The following is a 21,930-nucleotide window of genomic DNA, read 5'->3' on the forward strand; positions in this document are numbered from 1 at the left end:
ACTCACCGTGATCGTCCGATCGTTCAAGGACATCGAGAACACCGACCGTCATGTGAGGGCGGAGTCGGGCACCTGGGAGAGCAAGCGCATCGTGCTCGCCAAGGAGCAGGTCGGCTTCTCCCTGCACGAGACCACCGTCTACGCCGGCACCGAGACGACCATGTGGTACGCCCACCACATCGAGGCCGTGCTGTGCGTGGAGGGCGAGTCCGAGCTCACCGACGAGGAGACCGGCGAGAAGCACTGGATCACACCGGGCACGATGTACCTCCTCGACGGCCATGAGCGGCACACGCTCCGCCCGAGGACGGACTCCCGTTACGTCTGCGTCTTCAACCCGCCGGTCACCGGCGCGGAGGACCACGACGCGAGCGGCGCGTACCCGCTGCTGACCGAGACGCCCGTGCCGACCGAGGCGCCCGGCCTGACCCCCGAGGGGGTGGGCCGGCCGTGACCAGCCCCACCACCACCGAGAACCGGGCGCGGCCCGTCATCCCCTCCCCCGAACCGACCCGCCGGGCCGTCTTCCGCGAGCCCCGCCCCGAAGACGGCTTCGCCGTCTGGGAGTTGGTCAAGGACACACCCGGCCTGGACACCAACAGCCCCTACTCCTACGTCCTGTGGTTCCGGGACTTCGCCGACTGCTCGCTGCTCGCCACCGTGAACGGTGAGATCGTCGGCTTCCTCACCGGCTACCGCCGCCCGGACGAGCCCGACACGTACTTCGTCTGGCAGACGGCCGTCAGCCCCCGGCACGGCATCCCGTTCCTCGGCGTACGGCTCTTCGAGGCGGCGGCCGAGCGGCAGCGCGAGCGCGGTGCCCGCCATGTCGAGGCCACCGTCTCCGCGGACAACAAGGCCATCCAGATGGTCCTCAAGCAGTACGCCCGCAAGCGGTCGGCCGAGGTCACCGAACGCGTGCTGTTCCCGGCCGCGTGGCTCGGCGACGGCCACCACGACGAGGTCCTGCACCGCATCGGCCCCCTCGCCGGCCCTCTCACGGACCCGGTCACGGGCACCCTCACCACCGGCACGACCACCCACCCCGAGAAGGAGAAGAAGGCATGACCACCGCCACCACCCCCTCGACCGCCACCACCTCTCGCACCTCCGCGAACGCCTCCACGAACGCCTCCACCGACACCTCCACCCGCCCCGACCACTACCCGACCCGGGTCACCGGTGAGGCCGTCGCCCAGCCGCGCGTCGACCCGGTCGTGTGGGGCACCCGGGAGGGGCCGCTGAGCGGGCGGGAGCTGGAGCGCTACGAGGCCGACGGCTTCCACGTCTTCGACGCCCTGCTCAGCGAGCAGGAGGTCCAGCTCTACCGCGCGGAGCTCCAGCGGCTGAGCGAGGACCCGGCGATCCTGGCGGGCGACCGCGTGGTGCTGGAGCCGGACTCCGACCGTCTGCGTTCCGTGTTCGAGGTGGAGAAGGTCAGCGAGGTCTTCGCGGACCTGCTCACCTCGCCCCGGCTGATGGACGTGGCCCGGCAGGTGCTGGGCTCGGAGGTGTACGTCCACCAGAGCCGCGTCAACTACAAGCCCGGCTTCGGCGGCGCCCAGTTCGACTGGCACTCGGACTTCGAGACCTGGCACGCCGAGGACGGGATGCCCCGGCCGCGCGCGTTCAGCGTGTCCATCGCGCTGAGCGAGAACTACGAGTTCAACGGGCCGCTCATGGTCATGCCGGGGACGCACCGGACCTTCGTCCCGTCGGTCGGCGAGACGCCCCCCGACTTCCACAAGGAGTCCCTGCGGGTGCACCGGATCACCGTCGGCTCGCCCGGCCCCGAGCAGCTGACGCGGATGGCGCAGGAGCACGGCATCCGGCAGATCGCCGGGCCCGCCGGGTCCGCGGTGATGTTCGACTCCAACCTGATGCACGGCTCGAACGGCAACATCACCCCGTTCGCGCGCTCCAACATCTTCATCGTCTACAACAGCGTGGAGAACACCCTGGAGGAGCCGTACGCGGCGCCCGTGCCCCGCCCGCAGCACCTGGGCAACCGGGAGTTCCCGCGCGGCATGTGAGCGACGGTACGACCGTACGACCTGGGGCGGCCCCTTCGTGAAGGGGCCGCCCCGCTCGGCGTCCGGCAGCTCACGCACCCAGGTCACGCAGGTCACGCAGGTCACGCAGGTCACGCTCCGCGGAACGTCGTCCGGTACGCGCTCGGGGACGTGCCCAGCGCCTCCTGGAAGTGCCGGCGCAGGTTGGCCGCCGTGCCGAGGCCGGTGCGGGCCGCGATCTGGTCGACCGGGAGGTCGGACTCCTCCAGCAACTCCCGCGCCCGCTCGACGCGTTGTCCGGTGAGCCAGTTCATCGGCGTCGTTCCCACCTCGTCGCGGAACCGCCGGTTGAAGTTGCGCACGCTCATCGCCTCCCGGGCCGCCAACTGCCCCAGGGTGACCGGCTCGTGGAGGTGCCGCAGCGCCCATTCGCGGGCGGCGGAGGTGGCGGGCGCCGCGACGGCGGGCACGGGGCGCCGTACGTACTGGACCTGGCCGCCCTCGCGGTGCGGGGGAACGACCGTGCGGCGGGCCACGTCGCCCGCGACGGCCGTGCCGTGGTCGCGGCGGATCATGTGCAGGCACAGGTCGATGCCGGAGGCACAGCCGGCCGAGGTCAGGACGTCACCGCCGTCGGTGTAGAGGACGTCGGGGTCCAGCTCGACCCGGGGGAACAGCCGGGCGAACAGGTCGGTGTACCGCCAGTGCGTGGTGGCCGTGTGCCCGTCGAGCAGTCCGGCGGAGGCGAGGACGAACGCGCCGGTGCAGATGGAGGCCATCCGGGTGCCGGGGCGGATGCGGGCGAGGGCTTCGGTGAGCGGGGCGGTGAGGTCGGGGGTGTCCTGGACGTAGTCCTCGTGGGACGAGAGGACGATGACGGTGTCCGCCTCGGCCAACGCCTCCGGGCCGTGAGGCACGTCGACCGTGAAGTCGCCGTCCGTGCGGGTGACACCGGCACGCAGCCCGCAGGTGACGACCTCGTACAGCGGCTCCCCCTCCGCCGTCGCGCCCTCTCTCGCCTGCCCGAACAGCTGGTGCACGATGCCCAGTTCGATGGGCAGGAGCATCTGACGGGCCAGTACGGCGACGCGGTGGCGTCCGGGATGGGCGAAGACAGACATGGCCACATTCTTGCGCACCTGGTCCATCTGGCCACTCGTGGGGGCGGCCCCGGCCCAGCAGGCTGGACCCATGGCTGAGCTGACGACCCGGACGACAGACCCCGAGCACGCCACCGAGTACGCCACCGAACAGGGGCCTGAACTCACTCCCGAACCCACTCCTGGACACGAGCGGACCGAGGCCCACGAGGGCGGGAGGGCCGGCCCCCCGGGCCCCCGTCTCCACCGCGCCTGGGCCGTGGCCCTCGCCGCCGGGGCCGCCATCGTCACCGCCGGGGCCTTCACCACCGTTCCCGGGCTGCTCGTGACCCCGCTGCACGAGAGCTACGCCTGGGACCGGGGCCAGATCGCCCTCGCCGCCTCGGTGAACATGGTGCTCTTCGGTCTCACGGCCCCCTTCGCCGCCGCGCTGATGGACCGGGTCGGCATCCGGCGGGTGGTCGTCGGCGCCCTGCTGCTCGTGACGGCGGGCGCGCTGCTCACCAGCGTGATGGCCCAGCCCTGGCAACTGACCGCCTACTGGGGCGTGTTGATCGGGCTCGGCAGCGGATGCCTCACCATGACGTTCGCCGCGAGCGTCACCGGCAACTGGTTCGAGCGGCGGCGCGGACTGGTCACCGGAGTGCTCAGTTCCTCCAGTCACCTGGGCCAGCTCCTCTTCCTGCCGCTGCTCGCCTGGGGCGTGGACCGGCACGGCTGGCGCCCGCCGGTGGTGACGATGGCGTTCGTCGCCCTCGCGGTGACCGCCCTGGTCCTCCTGCTGCTGCGCGACCACCCGGCGGACGTGGGCGCGAAGCCTTACGGGGCGCGGGAGTTCGTGCCGAAGCCGCCGCCGGCGTCGGGGGCGGCGCGGCGGGCCCTGACGGTGCTGTTCGACGCCGCGCGGACCGGGCCGTTCTGGGTCCTGGCCGGGATGTTCGTCATCTGCGGCGCCTCGACCAACGGGATCATGTGGAGCAACTGGGCGCCGGCCGCTCACGACCACGGCATGCGCGCCACCGCCGCCGCGTCGCTGCTCTCGCTGATCGGCGTGTTCTCCGCGCTGGGCGCGGTCTTCTCCGGCTGGCTCACCGACCGCTTCGACCCGAGCCGGCTGCTCTCCGCGTACTTCGCGGTCCGCGCGCTCACCCTGCTGGCGCTGCCGATGGTGTTCTCGTCCAACGTCACCCCCACGATGATCGTCTTCGTCGTGGTCTACGGCCTCGTCGACGTCGCCACCGTCCCGCCCGTCATCGCCCTCAGCGACCGCGTCTACGGCGAGAACGGCCCGATCGTCTTCGGCTGGGTCAACTCCGCCCACCAACTCGGCGCGGGCGCCTCCGCGTTCCTCGGCGCCACCGCCCGCGATCTCTTCGGCGCGTACGACGTCGTCTGGACCAGCCTCAGCGCGGTCTGCCTGGCCGCATCCCTGCTGGCCGTGGTCGTACGGGGGCCTCGGGGCGCCCGGCGGGTGAGGGCGCAGTAGCCTCGGGCGCGACGGACCTGGCGCAGGACACGGGAGGCAGTGATGGCGAGGGTTCCCACGGCGGCGGTGGCCGCGAGCGGGCTCATCGGCGGGTACGGGGTGGCTCGCTGGACGAAGAAGCGGCCGCTGGGCGGGGCGGTGCTCGCGGTGGCGGGTGCCGCGGCGGCCCAGCAGTGGCAGAAGGCGGCCGGGGGCAGGGCCGCGGGCGCGCTGACCGCCGGGTACGTGGCCGCGTTCGCGGGGTCGCATCCGCTGGCGAAAAAGGTGGGGGCCTGGCCGGCGGTGTTCGGGGTCGCCGGGGTGGTGGCGCTGGCGTCCTGGGTGGTGGCCGACCGGAAGGGGTAGCCGCCCCCGGAAGGGGTAGGGGGTCCGGCCGGTTGGGAGCCGCGGGTCGTCCGTGGTTGCTCGCGCAGTTCCCCGCGCCCCTGACGGGGCGGAGCACGGCCCCCGTTCATCAGCGACCCGTCGGCGTACTCCCCTCCCCCCGGAACGCCCGCCGGTACGCCTGCGGGCTCGTGCCCACCACCCTCTTGAAGCGGTCCCGGAAGGCCGTCGGGGAGCCGAAGCCGGCCTGGGCGGCGATGCGGTCGACCGTGTGGTCGGTGGACTCCAGCAGGTACTGGGACCGCCGCACCCTCGCCCGGTTCAGCCACTGCAACGGCGTCGTGCCCGTCTGTGCACGGAAGCGGCGGTTGAGCGTACGGGCGCTGGTGCCCGCGCGCAGGGCGATGTCGTCCAGGGTCAGATCCCGCTCCACGTTCTCCTCCATCCAGCGCAGCAGGGGCTCCATCGTGGCGCCGGCGGGAGCCGGAGGCTGGTCCTGCACGATGAACTGCGCCTGGCCGCCCTCCCGTTCGAGAGGCATCACGCACATCCGCGCGGTGAACGCGGCGACCGCCGAGCCGTGGTCCTTGCGGATCATGTGCAGGCACATGTCCATGGCCGCGGCGGCACCCGCCGACGTCAGGAACTGCCCGTTGTCGACGTAGAGGACGTTCGGGTCGACGGTGATTCCCGGGTGGCGGGCCGCCAGATCGGGGGCCGCGATCCAGTGCGTGGTGGCGCGCAGCCCGTCCAGCAGCCCCGTCGCGGCGAAGATGAACGCGCCCACGCAGATCGACGCGATCCGCGTCCCGCTCGCCGCCGCGGCGTGCAGCGCCTCCGTCACCCCCGGCGGCAACGGCAGGGTCGGGTCGGCCGTCCCCGGCAGGATGATGGTGTCCGCCTCGGCCAGCGCCTCCAGCCCGTACGGGGCCCGCACGCTGAACGGCCCCGCCTTCACGACCCCGTCCCCCGCCGCCGAGCAGACCCGCACCTGGTACGCCTCCCGCCCGTCCGGCAGCCGCGCCCAGCCGAAGGTGTCGACGGGGGCCGACATGTCGAAGGGGATCACGTCGTCGAGCGCCAGTACGGCCACGGTGTGCATGGCGGGAGCGTAGGCCCCCACCGGTTTCCCGCCAGCAGGACCCGGGTGTCCCCTGCCCCACCGTGACAGTGCTGGCGAGAATCAGTTGGGGCCTGGCAATCCTGCCACTCCTGTGTGGCCCTTCCCCGGCCTACCGTCCCCTCGTGACCAAGTTCCTCCTCTCCCTCCACGTCCTCGCCGCGATCATCGCCGTCGGGCCCGTCACCGTCGCGGCCAGCATGTTCCCGCCGAGCGCCCGCACGGCGCTGGCCGAGCCCGACAGCGAGCGGGCGGTGTCTGCCGTACGGCTGCTGCACCGGATCTGCCGGGTCTACGGTGGTGTGGGCATCGCCGTGCCCGTGCTCGGGTTCGCCACGGCGATGAGCATGGGGGTGCTGAAGGACGCCTGGCTGATCGTGTCGATGCTGCTGACCGCCCTCGCGGCCATGGTCCTGCTGGCGCTGGTGCTGCCCCGGCAGGAGGAGATCCTGGAGGGGATCGGGGGCACCGCCGTCGACACCCGCAGCACTGCCCGACTCGCCATGTTCACGGGCATGTTCAACCTGCTGTGGGCGACGGTCACGATCCTGATGATCGTGCGCCCGGGTTCGACCACGGGCGCCTGACTTCCCAGCACGGCTGGAGCGGGTGCATGATCCGGCCATGCATCCACAACACTCGCCCTCCCAGGCCTACCTCTCCTCCTTGGCCGCCCGTCTCGCCGCCGACGAATGCCGTACGTGGTGGGAGGAGTGGGCCGGGGTACCCGTGCTCGTCGGGCGCCGGGCCGACTTCCGGTGGAGCTGGATGGGGACCAAGCTGCACCTGTTCACGGTCGCGGCGGCGGTCCAGGAGATAACCATCCCCACCATCGAGACCTTCACCGACCAGGTGCTGACGTACGCGAAGAAGACCAAGGGCGGCCTGCCGGTCGGCCTCCAGAACGGTGTCGCCGCGTTCCCGGTGCTGGTCAGCGAGCGAGTGGACCCGGCGGCGGTCCGCTGGGCGGAGGCCCAGCAGCGCAACAAGTGGGCGTGCATGGCCCGGCCCGTGGTGGTCGACAGCACCCGTCTGTACGTGGGCTCGTACCGGGGCACCCCGGCCATCGGCCTCGTCTACTCGTCGTACTTCGAGAACAAGGCCCACCGGTACTTCTACGGCTGACCGGCGGCCGAACGACCCACCGGCCGGTCCGCCGAGCGGTCCCCCGAGCGGTCCTGGGACCGGCTGTGGATCAGCCACCGTTCGTCCACCGGGTCCGTCCGGAACCGGCGTGCGACCGAGGACACGACCAGCACCCACGCGCCCAGTACCAGCGTGAAGAAGGCCCAGGACAGAGGCCAGACAGCCGCGTCCGGCGGCTCGGTGTGGGCGTGGAAGGCGAGGTACATCAGCGCGGACGGTGGCACGGCGACCAGGAGCAGCGGCCAGGCCAGGGCGTCGCGGTGGCCGAAGTAGGCCGCCAGGACCAGCAGGACGAGGGCGAGGACGACGACCCCCGTGACGGTGACGGGGGTCGCCTTCGTGAGGGATCCCTCCAGTTCGGGCCGGTCACGCAGGTCCCAGGGGAGACAGAGGCGGTACGCGGCCGCGGCGAGCGCGGCGCCGAGCAGGCGGGTCAGCCAGCGTTCCGGCCAGGGCCGCGTGCGCAGGGGGCGGAGCAGCTTCTCGGTCATGCGTACGAGGTTTCCCGCACGGAAGCCGAGCCGACAGAGTACGGATACTCAGACCGCCCCCGCATATCCAGAAAGACGCCGGCCGAAGCCGCGCCCGTGAGGGGCGCGGGGAACTGCGCGACCAGCCCCACGGCGCCGCAGCCGACGAACAACGCACCCCGGCCGCCCCTGGCTAGGCGGAGGCGGCAGCCACGAAGAACGCAATGGCGATGAGGAAGCGGCTGGCCTCGGTGCGTCGGCGCTGTTCGGCGAGCCGCATGCGTCTGGGGCGGCTCACGGGTGTGCAACCCGGTCAGCTCGGCAACGGAGGTACCTTCGGGCCCGCGGCACACTCCCTCCTCCGCTCGCCCGGCAGCCCGGATCGGCGTCCTTTCGTGGCACGGCGACCGGAGGGCGACTCGCTCGTCCGCGCTCAGGCGGGACGGGGCGGGGCGGTGGAGTTGCGCACCACGAGTTCGGTGCCCATCTCGATGTGCCGCATAAGCAGGTTCTGCCCTTGGATGAGAGACAGCAGCGCGCGGGCCGCCTTCTGGCCCATGTCGTGCAGTGGCTGACGCACGGTGGTCAGGCCGGGGAAGCTCTGTCCCGCCTGCGGCAGGTCGTCGAAACCGACGACCGAGAAGTCCGAGGGCACGTCGAGGCCGCGCGCCCGCGCGGCGTCTATGGCGCCGAGCGCCATCAGGTCGGCGCCGGCGACGAGCGCCGTCGGATGGTGATCGTCGATCAGGCGGGTGGCAGCGCGGAAACCGCTGGCATAGGAGAAGTCACAGGACGCGACGAGGCGTTCGTCGACCTCCAGCCCGGCGAGCCGCATCGCGTCCTGGAAGCCCTGGAAACGGATGGACGTGCTGTCGAGGTCGTCCAAGCCGCGGAGGTAGGCGATACGGGTGTGCCCGAGGTCGATCAGGTGCCGGGTGCCCAACCGCATGCCGTGGTAGTTGTCGACGGTCAGCCGGGGCAGAGGTACATCCTGGCGCCGGGGATCGATGATGACGCAGGGCAGTGTCCGCCGGCTCAGCAGCTCCAGTGTCTCGCTCTCCAGGACGGGAGCGATCATGAGGATGCCGTCGACGAGACCCCGGCCCAGGAACTCGACCCGGTCCTTCTCCCGTACGGCGTCGTGATAGGTGGCGTTGACGAGCAGTTCCTGCTCCGCACTGGCCAGTTCGTCGGCGACGCCCCGCAGGATCTCAAGTCCGTACTGGCTGGTGAGGTCGAGCGCGACGAGGCCGACGAGTCCGCTGCGGCCGGCCTTGAGGTTGCGGGCCGAGACGTTCGGCCGGTAGCCAAGTCGCTTGGCCACCTCCATGACCCGGCGCCGGGTCTCCTCCGAGGCCCCCGGCTTGCCGTTCACGACATTGGACACGGTCATCGCGGAGACGCCGGCCTCCTCGGCCACCTGCGCGATGGTCACCCGCCCTGCCATCCTCCACTCCCCCTTCCGGCTGCCGTATGCGGCGCCGGCCCGTCCCGCCTACCAGTCCCCGAAACTGTAACGATAAGTCTGAGGCGGCGTCAACGAAAGAACCGTGTCAGCGGGAAGCCTGGCAGCCCGGATCCAATCCGATCGGACACGGAAAGTTACGTATAGATGTCGCCTAAGTTTTGCGTTACAGTCCCGGCCATCGGCACGTAAAGTTCGTCGCCAACCGGGTCGACTGGGCCCTTTCCATATGAGTCAGCGCTGTACCCACACGGAACCAGACTGACCGTTTCAAACCTTTCAGACATGACAAGTCGGTCGTACCGACGATGGGTGAGGTGTGCAATGAAGCGTTCCGGGAGACGGCTCACGGTCGCCACCACGGTCGCCGCCATGGCGATGTCCCTGGCCGCGTGCGGAGGCGGATCGTCCGACACCTCCGCCGACGGCAAGGTGACCATTCACGTGCAGGCGTGGAAGGGCGGCGGTGCGGAGCCCGCGAACGTCGCCGAGATCAACAAGGCGTTCGAGAAGGCGCACCCGGACATCAAGGTCGACTTCGAGTACATCACCGCGAACGACACCTACGTCCAGAAGCTCCAGCCCGAACTGCTCGGCGGCAAGGCCGGGGACGTGATCATGGTCGACACGGACAAGATGAAGAAGTGGGGTGCCTCCGGTTATCTGGCCGACCTGTCCGGGGAGTCGTGGGCGAGCGGGATAGCCCCCGACGCCAAGCCCTTCGCACAGGTCGACGGCAAGACCCTCGCGATGCCGATGGAGCTGATCGGCATCGGCCTCTACGCCAACATGGACCTGCTGAAGAAGGCGGGCATCACCGCGGTCCCCGCCGACTGGCCGACGTTCCTCAAGGACCTCGCCAAGGTCAAGAAGGCCGGCATCAACCCCCTGTCCCTGCCCGACAAGAGCGGCTGGACCGGAAGTTCCGTCTTCCAGGCGAGCGGTTCGACCCTCGTCTACCAGAAGAACAAGCAGTGGGACGCCGAGTTCCTGGACGGCAAGGCCTCGTTCGACCCTGACTGGAAGGCGTCGCTGGAGCAGTTGAAGACCCTGGAGGACAAGGGGTACGTCAACTGGAAGAACGAACTCGGCACCGACGAGTGGTCGCAGGGTCCCCAGGACTTCAGCGCCGGCAAGAGCGCCTTCTGGTACCAGGGCGCGTGGCAGGTCTCCAACATCAAGAAGGCCGGCTTCCCTGTCTCCTTCGCTCCCTGGCCGGGCGGCGCCGAGGGCACCAAGCCCAACGGAATGCTCTTCTCCGGCACGATGTGGGGCGTCAACTCCCAGTCGAAGCAGGGTGACGCAGCCCGCGAGTACGTGAAGTTCTGGTCACAGAGCGAGAACCTCGCCAAGTACCTGGAGGCCGAGAACGCGGCGTCGCCCTTCACGGACGGCACCACGCCGGAGGCCACCGAGACCACGGCCTTCACCACCGCCTTCGAGGATGGCCGTTACCGGATTCTGCCCTCCAACTCCTGGTACGCCGCCGCGCCCGAGACCGCGATCGGCTCCAAGATCCAGGCGTACCTCCTGGGCAAGGCGTCCGCCGCGCAGACCCTCAAGGACATCCAGACCGCGGCGTCCGCCAAGTAACCCACCACCCCGAGACCGCCGTGGCGGAGTACGGAAACGGCTCCCGACCTCCGCCACGGCCCCCAGGGCAAGAGGAGGACCCCCGTGTTCCACCGACGGCGCGCCACCATGGCCGCCTTCCTGCTCCCGGCGATCACCGTGTACGGCGTGTTCATGCTGTATCCGCTGGCCCGCGGCGTCTATCTGAGCATGACCGACAGCCTCGGCGGCCCGATCGCGAACTTCGTCGGAACCGAGCAGTACCGCGCCATGGCCGACGACCCGGCCGTCATCGCCGCCCTGTGGCACACCGTGCTGTACGCGGCCGTGGTCGTGGTCGTGCAGAACGGCCTGGGACTGCTCTTCGCGAGCATGCTGTTCCGCCGCCCGAAGGTCCGCAAGGTGCTCAACGTGGTGCTGCTGACGCCGACGCTGATCTCACCGGTGATGGCAGCCTTCATCTGGTCGTATCTGTTCGCCCCGAAGGGCGGCATCAACGGGCTCCTCGATCTGGTCGGCCTCGGCGGCCTCGGGCACGTGTGGCTCGGCGACACGTCCACCGCGCTGTACGCGGTGGCCGCCGTCAACATCTGGATGTTCACCGGCTACTCCTGCGCGATCTTCCTCGCCAGCTACATGAACATGCCGGCCGAACTGCTGGAGGCGGCCTCGCTGGACGGGGCCACCGGCTGGCGGCGCTTCTGGAACGTGGAGTGGCCGCTGCTCGCCCCCGCCCTCACCGTCAACGTGACCCTCAGCCTGATCGGCTCGCTGAAGGTGTTCGAGTTCCCGCTGGTGCTGACGAACGGCGGCCCGGCCGGTGCCACCGACACGCTGACCCTGCTGGTGTACCGCAACGTCTTCGGCGGCGGGAAGTTCGCCTACGGCATCGCGCTGTCGGTCGTCCTCCTCGTGACCGTGGTCGTCCTCTCCAGCGCCACCTCCTCCCTGCTCCGGCTGCGCGAGCGCCGCGTCTGACGGGGTTTCCCCCAGGAACTGACGGATCGCCACCATGACTTCAGACCTCTCCACACCCTCGGCCGCGCCCCGGCCCTCGCCCGTCCGGAAGACACCGGAACGGCCCTCGCCCCGCCCCCGTACGACGTCCGGGGACCCAGCCGCCGGGCTGCGCCGCCTCACCGGTGGCCTGGGCACCGTCCTGCTGTGCCTGGGCACGGTGCTGTTCGTCCTGCCGTTCCTCTTCACGGTCGTCACCTCGCTGCGTACCGCGGCGGACGTGGCCCGCTCGCCGCTGGGCATCCCGCACTCGCTGACGCTGAAGAACTTCTTCGACGCCTTCGGCCAGATCCACTACGGGTCCAGCACCCTCAACACTCTCCTCATCACCGGGCTGTCGTGCGCGGCCATCACCGTGATCGGCTCGCTCGCCGCCTATCCGCTGGCCCGCATCACCCAGCACTGGTCGACAGCTGTGTACCGGCTGTTCATCCTCGGTACGTCCGTCCCGGTGTTCGTCGTCGTGGCGCCGCTGTACCTGCTGATGCGTGACCTGAACCTGCTGGACAGCTACGCGGGTGTGGTGCTCATCTACACGGCCCTGAACCTCCCGGTGGCCGTGTTCTTCTACACCAGTTTCATCCGGTCGATCCCGGCCGATCTGGAGGAAGCCGCCGCGCTCGACGGCTGCGGCGCGCTGCGCACGTTCTTCACGATCATCCTGCCCCTGCTGCGACCGGTGACCAGCACCCTGCTGACCTTCATCGCCCTGCAGATCTGGAACGACCTGCTGGTTCCGCTGGTCTTCCTGCAGGACCCCGGCAAACGGACCGTCATGGTGAACGCCTACGCCTTCATCGACCCGCACACCGTGCAGCCGACCACGCTGTTCCCCGCCGCCCTGCTCGGTGTCCTGCCGCTGCTGGTGATCTTTGTCTTCTTCCAGCGCCAGGTGGTCGCCGGCATGTCCGCCGGAGCGGTCAAGTAACGACGCCCGGGTACGGCCGAGCCTCGGCCGTACCCGCGGGTCTCCACCGATGCGCGCACGTCCGTCCGCTCCCTGGAGCACGCGTGCGACGACCCCACCTCCAAGGGTGTCCCCACACCCCCACACCCCAACGCCCTCTCATCAGACATCGCGGAAGGACCGACCCACCGATGTACGTGGTCTCCTACTTCACCAGTGCCGACGAGGCACTGCACCTGGCCTACAGCCACGACGGCCGGGTATTCGCGACGGTGAACGAGGGCCGGCCGGTGCTGCGGGGCACGGTCGGCACCGGCAGGCTGCGGGACCCGTTCGTCGGGGCGGGTCCCGACGGCCTGTTCCATCTGCTGGCCACCGATGGCTGGACGAGCCCGTACATCGTCCACGCCACCTCGTCCGACCTGCTCACGTGGTCGGGCCAGGAACTCATCCCGGTGATGGCGGGGGTGGAGGGGGCCCACAACGCCTGGGCTCCGGAGTTCTTCCACGACCGAGCGAGCGGGCTGTACCACCTCATCTGGTCGTCGGTCGTCGAGTCCGGGACCACGGCGGAGGGCCGCGACTTCGAGCACAACAGTCAGAACCACCGCATCTGGCACTGCACCACCCGGGATTTCCGGACCTTTTCGGACCCCGACGTCTTCTTCGACCCGGGCCACTCCGTCATCGACGCCACTGTGCGGGAACTGGACGGCGGCGGTTTCCTCATGGCTTTCAAGGACGAACGCGGCACCAACGACCCGAGCACCGCGCACAAGGACATCCACGTGACCACGTTCGCCCACCCCGGCGGTCCGTTCGTCTCCCCCACCAGCCCGGTCACGCCCTCGTTGGTGGAGGGGCCGTCGCTGTTCCGCCGCGACGACGAATGGGTCATGATCTTCGACCATTTCCTGGAGGGGAGGTACGGGGCGGCCCGCAGCAGGGACGGTGTGGCCTGGGAGCCCATCTCCCTTGCGCTGCCGCCGGGCATGCGGCACGCCTCCGTCCTCGAAACGTCTCTCCCGACGGCCCTGCCCACATCACTCACGGAGTGCCGGGAGTCACCTCTGCCTACGGCGTGACCGTCCCCATGGATTCCGGGCAGGTCCGCTCCGGCCACCCCTGCCCGGTGCAGGAACATCCGCGTCGCAGCCCGTGACGCGGAGGGCACCTTCACTCAGCAAGGAGCGTCGCGATGAAGCGTCGCAGATCAGACCGCCCCATACACCGGGCATCCCGCGTCCTGACCCTGCTCGCCACCCTGACGGGCGCGGTCGTCCTGCCCGCTCAGGCCGCCATGGCCGCGAACACCACGTACTACGTGGACTGCTCGGCGTCGGCCAACGGCAGTGGCACCCAGTCCAGCCCCTGGAACTCCGTCAGCGGCGTCAACGGCACCACCTTCGGCCCCGGTGACAAGATCCTCTTCGCGGCCGGCACGACCTGCACCGGTCAGCTCAGTCCCGGTGGCTCGGGCGCCTCCGGCAGCCCCATCACCATGGGCGCGTACGGCACCGGCGCCAAGCCGGTGATCGACGCCCAGGGCGCCGTCGGCCCCGTCATCCACCTGCTCAACCAGGAGTACTGGGAGATCAGCGGGCTGGAGCTCACCAACGCGGCATCCTCGCCCAACTACCGCTCAGGTGTCCTCGCCGAGAACGCGTCCGGCGGTGTCCTGCACCACATCCGGGTGCACGACATGAACATCCACCACATCAGCGGCTACTCGGGCGGCTGGTACGCCACCAACGCGGGCGTCGGCGTCCAGACCAACCACACCACGCCGGAGTCCAAGTGGGACGACGTCGTGATCGAGGACAACACCTTCGACCACGTCGACCGCATAGCCGTCGCCGTCACCCCGGACGGGGACGGCCAGGGCACCGCCCAGACCACGAACACGGTCATCCGCGACAACACGATCACCTACAGCGGCGCCGACGACATCCTCGTCGTCAAGAACGACGGCGCGCTCATCGAGGGCAACAAGGCCGGCTACGGCGGCGCGAAGGAGAACTGCCCGCCCTCCGGCCAGTACTGCAACCGGGCCTCGGCCGGCATCTGGATGTCCGGCAGCAACGACACCGTGGTCCAGAACAACGAGGTCTACTGTCACGTCGACGGCGCCGACGGCACCGGCTTCGACGTGGACTGGGGCAACCACAACACCACGTTCCAGTACAACTACAGCCACCAGAACATCGGCGGCTTCATGCTGGTCATGCCGCCCTTCAGTATCGCCAACGAGCCGACCTCGACCGTCCCCAGCGACGGCACGGTGATCCGCTACAACATCAGCGAGAACGACGGCACCAACGAGGGCTGCCCCATGGCCGGCACCCCGACCCACGGCACAGGCGTCTTCCACTTCGTCGGCAACATCCCCAACAAGAGCGGAAGCGCGGTCGCCGTCCCGCAGATCTACAACAACAGCATCTACGTCAACAAGAGCGGCCTGAACACCCCGATCCTGTACTCGCGCAAGGGCGGCAGCGTCACCGGGACGCTGTCCTTCCGCAACAACGCGGTGTTCAACTACGGCACGGGCGGCTACTTCACCACCAGCTCCGGGTCCGTCTACTCCAACAACCTCTTCTACGGCAACCACCCGTCGTCCGAGCCCGCCGACACGGCGAAGGTCACGGCCGACCCGCAGTTCCGCAACCCCGGCAACGCGAACACCTCCTCCACCTTCACCGGCACCGACGCCTACCAGGTGCACCCTTCCTCACCCGTGATCCGGGCGGGCGCGGTCATCTCCGGCAACGGCGGCAAGGACGCCTTCGGCAACACGGTCTCCGCCACGGCCGCGCCCAACATCGGCGCCTACAACGGCACCGGCGGCAACCTGCTCTCCAACGCCGGTTTCGAGACGGGCTCGATGAGCCCCTGGGTGAACAGCGGGGCAGCCCCGTCCGTCACGTCCTCGAACGCCCGCACCGGCACCTACGCGCTGACCACCCAGGCCAACGGCAGCGGCGCCAACCAGAACCTGACTGGGCTGAGCCCCAACACCACCTATGTGCTCACTGGTTGGGCCAAGGTCGCGAACGCAGGCGAAACCCTCGCCCTGGGCGTCAAGAACTTCGGTGGCACCGAGACGTTCACCAACGTGGCGACGACGTCGTACACCCAGGCCGCGGTCCTCTTCACCACCGGCTCCTCCAGCACCACGGCCACCGTCTACTGCTGGAAGAACACCGGTGGCACGGGGCCCGGCTACTGCGACGACCTCGCGGTGGAGGCGCTGCCTTCCGCGACCAACAAGGTCACCAACCCGGGCTTCGAAACCGGCTCCCTGAGCCCCTGGGCGCAGAGCACGGGGACGGCGTCCAGCGTGGTCAACTCGAACGCCCGCACGGGCACGTACGCCCTGCGGACCGCGGCGAGCGCCAGCGGCGCGATCCAGACGGTGGGCGGGCTCACCTCCAGCGGCACCTACCTGCTGGCGGGCTGGGCCAAGGTGGCCACCGCCGGTGAGGAGGTGGCGGTCGGCGTGAAGAGCTTCGGCGGTACGGAGACGTACTTGCGTGCCTCGGCCACGTCCTACGCCCAGCAGCCGATCTTCTTCACCACGGGCGCCACCGCCACGTCGGCCGACCTGTACTGCTACAAGAACTCCGGCTCGTCCGCCGGATACTGCGACGACTACATGCTGATCAAGCTTCCCTGACCCCTCACCGGTGCCCCGTAAGCGGTAACTCCCCGCCTGGGCGGGCCGGGTTCACCCGGCCCGCCCAGGCCGCGAAGCGGGGGTCCCAGGTCAGCTACGCAGTGTCTGCGTGGCTGACCCTGCGCATGAGGCCCTGTGTCGACCGGGTCAAACCCACGTAACGGTGGCCTCCGGGAGGGGAATGTGCTGGGCACCCCGGACGAGGTGAACGACCTGCTCGACGGCGACGATCGGGATCCACTGCGGGTCAGGGGCAGGAGGCCGAGGCCGCTGTCCTGGGCCAAGGCGCCTTCAGCAAAGTCGGCGGTGGTCTGGTTCGTGGCGGTGTGGCTGCGTCCGGCCACCCTTGGTTCGCCCATGGGCCGGCCGCTCCTCACCGAAGCGCGTTCACTGTCTCCTGACGTCGCCAGCACCACCAGTGCGGCTGGGCTTCGGCCGATCCGGAAGAACCGATCCCATGTACATCACCACAGCCGTCCTCAGTGCACTCCTGGCGCTGGCCACTCTCTCGGTCGGGGCGCCCAAGACCGTGTTCAAGGGGCCGTACTCCGCCAGTCTCACATGGGGCTGGGTTCCGGGCTGGTCCGCTTCATCGGGCTGGCCGAGGTCGCTGGTTCCGTCGGTCTGATCATCGGTCTCTTCTGGCAGCCCCTGGGCATCGCCGCGGCCACCGGCTTCGCGGTCCTGATGGTCGGTGCGGCCGTCTTCCACGGCAGACCCGGCGACTTCGCCACCCCCGACACCCGCGCGAACGCGATGGGCCCCATGGTGCTGTGCCTGATCTCCGCCGCGACAGCCGTCGCCTGACTCTGGCCATGTGACCCCTCACCCCCGGGGACCGGGCGGGGGAGTGGCGCTACGGCCTGGCGCCGCCGTAGCCGGATCCGGACGAGCCAGTACGCGCGGGGGCTACTCCGTGAGTGCGCCCATCGCGCGGTCGACCAGCACGGCCAGCGGCACAGTGCCCTCACAGGCCACCCAGCCCGTCGAAGACACGTCGAGGCAGGCGAGGGCGGCTGCGACCAGGACACGTGGCCTGGGATCCTCCGGCTGGTCAGGACTGGTCCCGGAGTCGCCGGGCGATCTGCGGGACCCTCATGTCCTGCTCCCTCTTCGGCTGGGGCTTCGCCAGGTAACCGGGCGGAGCCCTACGCGGAGCCCTTCGCCGACAGCGGCTCCGCGATGTCCTCCAGCGACCTCCGCTCCGCGCGCACCGCGAGGAACGCCGCCACCAGCCCCGCCGCACACATCAGACCCGCGCCGATCTGGAAGGCGAGGACGGTGTCGGAGACGACGCCGGACTCCGTCAGCTCGGCGAAGATCAGCGGGCCGCTGATCCCGCCGGCGGCCGTGCCGATGGCGTAGAAGAAGGCGATGGCCATGGCCCTGGTCTCCATCGGGAAGACCTCGGAGACGGTGAGATAGGCACTGCTCGCCCCGGCCGAGGCGAAGAACAGCACCACGCACCAACAGGCCGTCAGGGTCACCCCGTCGAGCGCGCCCCGGTCGAACAGCCAGGCCGTGCCGAAGAGCAGCGCACCGGAGAGCAGATACGTCCCCGAGATCATGATCCGGCGGCCGACCGTGTCGAACAGCTTGCCGAGCAGCAGTGGGCCCATGAAGTTGCCGGCGGCGATGAAGACGAAGTAGTAGCCGGTGTCGGAGGTCGGGACGTCGTAGAACGTGGTGAGGATCGCGCCGAAGCCGAAGGTGATCGCGTTGTAGAGGAACGCCTGTCCGATGAAGAGGGAGAAGCCGAGGACGGCGCGGCGCCGGTAGCGCGAGAAGACCGTACGGGCGATCAGACCGAAGCCGACGCTGCCCCGCTGATGGATGGTCATCTCCTGGTCGGCCGCCGGCAGCGGGCGCCCCGTCTCCTGCTCGACCTGCTCCTCGACCTCCGCCACCAGCCGTTCCGCCTCCTGTTCCCGGCCGTGGATCAGCAGCCAGCGGGGGCTCTCGGGGACGTTGCGGCGCACCAGCAGGATCACCAGGCCCAGCACCACGCCGAGGGCGAAGGTCAGCCGCCAGCCGACGTTCGCCGGGAACAGGTCGGTGTTCAGGGCGACGATCGACAGCAGCGAGCCGCCGATCGCGCCGAGCCAGAAGCTGCCGTTGATGACGATGTCGACACGGCCCCGGTACTTGGAGGGGATCAGCTCGTCGATCGCGGAGTTGATGGCCGCGTACTCGCCGCCGATGCCGAAGCCGGTGAGGAAGCGGAAGAGGAAGAACCACCAGGTGGAGAAGGAGACGGCGGTCAGCGCGGTCGCCGCCAGATAGACCACCAGCGTCACCATGAACAGCTTCTTGCGGCCGAACCGGTCGGTCATGTGGCCGAAGAAAAGGGCGCCCGCACAGGCGCCGGCGACATACAGGGCGGCCGCTATGCCCGTGACCTGCGCGGACGAGATCGGCAGCCCGCTTCCCTCCTCGGAGAGCCGGCCCGCGATGTTGCCGACGACGGTCACTTCCAGACCGTCGAGGATCCACACGGTGCCGAGGCCGATCACGATCGTCCAGTGCCAGCGCGACCAGGGTAGACGGTCCAGGCGCGCCGGTACGGCGGTGGTGATCACACCCGGTGACTTCGGGGTTGTGACGGACATGGGCTGGGGCTCCCTCCACTCCGAGCGAACCCGACCCGAGTGCCCTCCCGAGCAGCGATCACGCCCGGCCGCCGCCACAGCACCCGAACTGCCCCGAACGGCACCCGAACTGCCTCGAACGGCCTACGCCCCCAGCGCCCGCGACACCGTGTAGATCAGCAGCCCGGCGAGCGAACCGACCACCGTGCCGTTGATACGGATGAACTGCAGGTCGCGGCCGATGTTGGCCTCGATCTTCTTCGTCGTGTGCTCGGCGTCCCAGCCGGCGACGGTCTCGGTGATGAGCGAGGTGATCTCGGCGCGGTAGGTGGTGACGACGTGCACGGCCGCGCCCTCCACCCACCTGTCCACCTTGGCCTGCGCGTTCGGCTCGGTGGCCATCCGGGTCCCCAACGACAGCAGGGACGCGCGGACCCGCAGCCGCAGCTCGCTGCGCTCGTCCTCGGCGGCGGACACGATCATCGACCGTACGGCCGTCCAGGCGGAGGCGATCAGGTCCTGGACCTCGCCCCGGCCCAGCACCTCGCCCTTCAGCCGCTCCACCCGCGCCCGGGTCTCCGTGTCGGACTGGAGGTCGGTGGCGAAGTCGGTGAGGAAACGGTCGAGGGCGCCGCGCGCCGGATGCGTGGGCGAGTCACGCATCTCGGTGGCGAAGCGGAGCAGCTCCTTGTAGACCCGCTCGCCGACCTTGCGGTCCACGAACCGGGGGGTCCAGCCGGGGGCGCCGCCCTCGACGGCGTCCATGACCTGGGTGTCGTGCAGGACCAGCCAGTCGTGGGCGCGGGTGCAGATCAGGTCGACGACCCGCCGGTGGCCGCCGTCGGTGACGACCCGCTCCAGCATCTTGCCGATGCCGGGCGCGATCTCCTGGGCGTTCGCCCGCCGGGTGATCGCCTCCCCGACCACGGCCTGGACGTCGGAGTCGCGCAGCACGGTCAGCGCGCCCCTGAGCGCGGTCGCCAGTTCGGCCGTCACCCGGTCGGCGTTCTGCGGCTCGGCGAGCCACGCGCCGAGCCGGCTGCCGATGCCGACGGCCCGCAGCCGCTGCCGTACGACATCCTGGGAGAGGAAGTTCTCGCCGACGAACTCACCGAGCGACACGCCCAGTTGGTCCTTCTTGATGGGGATGATCGCGGTGTGCGGGATGGGCAGGCCGAGCGGATGCCGGAACAGCGCGGTCACCGCGAACCAGTCGGCCAGCGCGCCGACCATGCCCGCCTCGGCCGCCGCCGCGACATAGCCCGCCCAGGCACCCGCACCCTCGTGCGAGGCCCACTTGGCCAGCACGTAGACCAGCGCCACGAAGAGCAGCAGCCCGGCCGCGATGAGCTTCATCTGCCGGACGCCGCGCTGCTTCTCCTCGTCGGCGGCGCTGAAGGTGGTCATGGTGCGGTGCGAGGCACGCGCCCCGGAGTTCACCGCCGCCTCGGGCTGCGCTTCTTCCGCTTTCGTACGGTCCATTCACTCCACCCGTTCCCTGTCCCCCGTACACATTGTCCGCTTCCTCATCTCTTCACCGCTCGGTGACGTGACCCACTCCATGACGTACTCCCGGAACGGAACAGGAGTTCCCCGCGTCTGTCCGGGCGGGGGAACCGATGGGGGTTCTCGCAAGCGACCCCACCCCATGCCGCATCATGGGGTGATCACATCGGAGCCTCGGGGCTCCACAGCCCGAGGAGTAACACACCGCATGACCAAGCAGCACGGTTATGCACTTCTGGCGGCCATGGCCGCCCTGATCGTGGCCATCTCGGCCGCGATATACGTCGGCGTCGGCATCGACGACGGCACCCCGCGGCAGGAGACCTTCGCCCGCGCGCCCCAGAACAGCGCCGCCCCCGCCTCCACCGGCGTGTGGGTCGGAGCCTGGGGCGCCTCGCCGAACGGGTCCGAGCCGGGTACCGAGCGGGACGGCCTCGCCGGTCGCTCGGTACGCAACGTGGTGCACACGACCGCCGCCGGAACGAGTGCCCGCGTCACCCTGTCCAATCTCTACGGCCAGCAGCCGCTGACCATCAGTCACGCCTCGCTCGCCGTCGCCGCGTCGAGCGACACCCCGGCCGCGGCGGCCGAGACCATGCGCCGCCTCACCTTCGCCGGCAACCCGACGGTCGTCATCGCGGCCGGCCGACAGGTGGTCAGCGACGCCGTACGGGTGCCGATCCCGCACGACAGCGACGTACTGATCACCACCTACTCCCCAACCCCCTCCGGCCCGGCGACCTACCACGCGCACGCGCGGCAGATCTCCTACACCGCCGAGGGCGACCAGGTCGCGGACGTCACCGGTGAGCCGTACACCACACAGTCACTGCACTGGCGGTACGTCACCGCGCTGGACGTGCTGAGCAACGAGTCGGCGGGCACGGTCGTGGTCCTCGGTGACTCGCTCACCGACGGCGTCACCTCCACCGTCGGCGAGAACCGGCGCTGGACGGACGTCCTCGCCGGACGGCTCCGCGCGGCCGCCGGCTCCTCCGACACGCCCCGCTACAGCGTCGTCAACGAGGGCATCAGCGGCAACCGCGTCCTGACCGACGGCAACGGACGGCCCGCCGAGAACCCCAGCGGCCTCAACCGCTTCCAGCGGGACGTGCTCGGCCGTACGGGTGTCAAGGCCGTCGTCATCGACCTGGGCGTCAACGACATCCTCAAGAACCCCGGCCGGACCGACCCCGAGGCCGTCACCACCGGCCTCCGCCGACTCGTCGACCAGGCCCACGCCCGCGGCCTGCGCGTCGTCGGCGCCACGCTGATGCCGTTCCACGGCCACCGCGGCTACTCCGACCAGCGCGAGTCCGTCCGCCAGGCCATCAACGCCACCATCCGCTCGGGCACCGTCTTCGACTCCTACGTCGACTTCGACAAGGCCCTGCGCGACCCGTACGACCCCCGCAGTCTGCGTCCCGACTACGACTCGGGCGACCACCTGCACCCCAGCGACAAGGGCTACGCCCGTATGGCGGACTTTTTCGACCTGGAGAAGCTGAAGGGGTCTGCACCGGCGAAGCTGTGAAGGTCGG

20 protein-coding genes are annotated in these 21,930 nt (G+C 70.0%); 14 read left to right on the forward strand and 6 right to left on the reverse strand.

Annotation, left to right across the window (positions count from 1 at the left end; translation table 11 throughout):
- The first annotated feature begins 7 nt into the window (after window positions 1-7).
- The 3 genes from ACZ52C_RS24205 to thpD are packed head-to-tail and all read left to right on the forward strand — an operon-like array spanning window position 8 to window position 2,033.
- Entirely contained in the window at window positions 8-454 is a 447-nt protein-coding gene (locus ACZ52C_RS24205; RefSeq protein ID WP_469076703.1) for an ectoine synthase, read from the forward strand.
- Window positions 451-1,068, forward strand: coding sequence for a diaminobutyrate acetyltransferase (gene ectA, locus ACZ52C_RS24210; protein WP_469076704.1), 618 nt, complete (start codon window positions 451-453; stop codon window positions 1,066-1,068). Before ACZ52C_RS24205 ends, ectA begins: the two co-directional genes overlap by 4 nt.
- Window positions 1,065-2,033: an ectoine hydroxylase gene (thpD, locus tag ACZ52C_RS24215; RefSeq protein WP_469076705.1), complete on the forward strand. Its 969-nt coding sequence runs from the start codon at window positions 1,065-1,067 to the stop codon at window positions 2,031-2,033. Before ectA ends, thpD begins: the two co-directional genes overlap by 4 nt.
- A gap of 110 nt (window positions 2,034-2,143) precedes the next feature.
- On the opposite strand, the gene ACZ52C_RS24220 is transcribed toward thpD, so the two are convergent.
- Window positions 2,144-3,133, reverse strand: coding sequence for a GlxA family transcriptional regulator (locus tag ACZ52C_RS24220; protein WP_469076706.1), 990 nt, complete (start codon window positions 3,131-3,133; stop codon window positions 2,144-2,146).
- 70 nt (window positions 3,134-3,203) lie between these two features.
- Between ACZ52C_RS24220 and ACZ52C_RS24225 the strand changes: the two genes are divergently transcribed.
- Together ACZ52C_RS24225 and ACZ52C_RS24230 are read left to right on the forward strand one after the other, a co-directional pair.
- Window positions 3,204-4,598, forward strand: coding sequence for an MFS transporter (locus tag ACZ52C_RS24225; RefSeq protein WP_469076707.1), 1,395 nt, complete (start codon window positions 3,204-3,206; stop codon window positions 4,596-4,598).
- A 42-nt stretch (window positions 4,599-4,640) separates the two neighbouring features.
- Window positions 4,641-4,943: a hypothetical protein gene (locus tag ACZ52C_RS24230; RefSeq protein ID WP_060887798.1), complete on the forward strand. Its 303-nt coding sequence runs from the start codon at window positions 4,641-4,643 to the stop codon at window positions 4,941-4,943.
- Between the two features lie 109 nt (window positions 4,944-5,052).
- Here ACZ52C_RS24230 and ACZ52C_RS24235 read toward each other — a convergent pair whose 3' ends face one another.
- Entirely contained in the window at window positions 5,053-6,024 is a 972-nt protein-coding gene (locus tag ACZ52C_RS24235; protein WP_469076708.1) for a GlxA family transcriptional regulator, read from the reverse strand.
- A gap of 143 nt (window positions 6,025-6,167) precedes the next feature.
- Between ACZ52C_RS24235 and ACZ52C_RS24240 the strand changes: the two genes are divergently transcribed.
- On the forward strand, window positions 6,168-6,629 hold the full coding sequence (locus ACZ52C_RS24240; RefSeq protein WP_469076709.1) for a protease: 462 nt from the start codon (window positions 6,168-6,170) through the stop codon (window positions 6,627-6,629).
- A 37-nt stretch (window positions 6,630-6,666) separates the two neighbouring features.
- Window positions 6,667-7,167 (forward strand): levansucrase, encoded by a 501-nt coding sequence (locus tag ACZ52C_RS24245; RefSeq protein ID WP_469076710.1) that lies wholly within the window; start codon window positions 6,667-6,669, stop codon window positions 7,165-7,167.
- Here the strand turns inward: ACZ52C_RS24245 and ACZ52C_RS24250 are convergent.
- Together ACZ52C_RS24250 and ACZ52C_RS24255 are read right to left on the reverse strand one after the other, a co-directional pair.
- Complete coding sequence (locus tag ACZ52C_RS24250) at window positions 7,158-7,679, reverse strand: hypothetical protein (protein ID WP_469076711.1); 522 nt, start codon at window positions 7,677-7,679, stop codon at window positions 7,158-7,160. The genes ACZ52C_RS24245 and ACZ52C_RS24250 overlap by 10 nt on opposite strands.
- 412 nt (window positions 7,680-8,091) lie before the next feature.
- Window positions 8,092-9,093, reverse strand: a complete 1,002-nt coding sequence (locus ACZ52C_RS24255) for a LacI family DNA-binding transcriptional regulator (RefSeq protein WP_469076712.1) — start codon at window positions 9,091-9,093, stop codon at window positions 8,092-8,094.
- Window positions 9,094-9,447: 354 nt separating this feature from the next.
- Here ACZ52C_RS24255 and ACZ52C_RS24260 point away from each other — a divergent pair, with 354 nt between their 5' ends.
- From ACZ52C_RS24260 to ACZ52C_RS24285, 6 genes are all read left to right on the forward strand, one after another.
- On the forward strand, window positions 9,448-10,716 hold the full coding sequence (locus ACZ52C_RS24260; RefSeq protein WP_469076713.1) for an ABC transporter substrate-binding protein: 1,269 nt from the start codon (window positions 9,448-9,450) through the stop codon (window positions 10,714-10,716).
- A gap of 84 nt (window positions 10,717-10,800) precedes the next feature.
- Window positions 10,801-11,673 carry a carbohydrate ABC transporter permease gene (locus tag ACZ52C_RS24265; protein WP_469076714.1) on the forward strand — a complete coding sequence of 291 codons (873 nt, stop codon included), beginning with the start codon at window positions 10,801-10,803 and terminating at the stop codon, window positions 11,671-11,673.
- A 34-nt stretch (window positions 11,674-11,707) separates the two neighbouring features.
- Window positions 11,708-12,640, forward strand: coding sequence for a carbohydrate ABC transporter permease (locus ACZ52C_RS24270; RefSeq protein ID WP_469076715.1), 933 nt, complete (start codon window positions 11,708-11,710; stop codon window positions 12,638-12,640).
- A 170-nt stretch (window positions 12,641-12,810) separates the two neighbouring features.
- Window positions 12,811-13,704 (forward strand): glycoside hydrolase family 43 protein, encoded by an 894-nt coding sequence (locus ACZ52C_RS24275; RefSeq protein ID WP_469076716.1) that lies wholly within the window; start codon window positions 12,811-12,813, stop codon window positions 13,702-13,704.
- 113 nt (window positions 13,705-13,817) lie between these two features.
- Window positions 13,818-16,295, forward strand: coding sequence for a carbohydrate binding domain-containing protein (locus ACZ52C_RS24280; protein ID WP_469076717.1), 2,478 nt, complete (start codon window positions 13,818-13,820; stop codon window positions 16,293-16,295).
- 561 nt (window positions 16,296-16,856) lie between these two features.
- On the forward strand, window positions 16,857-17,102 hold the full coding sequence (locus ACZ52C_RS24285) for a DoxX family protein (RefSeq protein ID WP_469076718.1): 246 nt from the start codon (window positions 16,857-16,859) through the stop codon (window positions 17,100-17,102).
- Between the two features lie 341 nt (window positions 17,103-17,443).
- Here the strand turns inward: ACZ52C_RS24285 and ACZ52C_RS24290 are convergent, their stop codons facing one another.
- Window positions 17,444-18,904, reverse strand: a complete 1,461-nt coding sequence (locus ACZ52C_RS24290; RefSeq protein ID WP_469076719.1) for an MFS transporter — start codon at window positions 18,902-18,904, stop codon at window positions 17,444-17,446.
- 123 nt (window positions 18,905-19,027) lie between these two features.
- Window positions 19,028-20,365 carry a DUF445 domain-containing protein gene (locus ACZ52C_RS24295; protein WP_469076720.1) on the reverse strand — a complete coding sequence of 446 codons (1,338 nt, stop codon included), beginning with the start codon at window positions 20,363-20,365 and terminating at the stop codon, window positions 19,028-19,030.
- A 232-nt stretch (window positions 20,366-20,597) separates the two neighbouring features.
- On the opposite strand from ACZ52C_RS24295, the gene ACZ52C_RS24300 reads away from it, so the two are divergent.
- Window positions 20,598-21,923, forward strand: a complete 1,326-nt coding sequence (locus ACZ52C_RS24300) for an SGNH/GDSL hydrolase family protein (protein ID WP_469076721.1) — start codon at window positions 20,598-20,600, stop codon at window positions 21,921-21,923.
- Window positions 21,924-21,930 lie beyond the last annotated feature (7 nt).

It is taken from the genome of Streptomyces sp. NPDC034049, assembly GCF_055575575.1.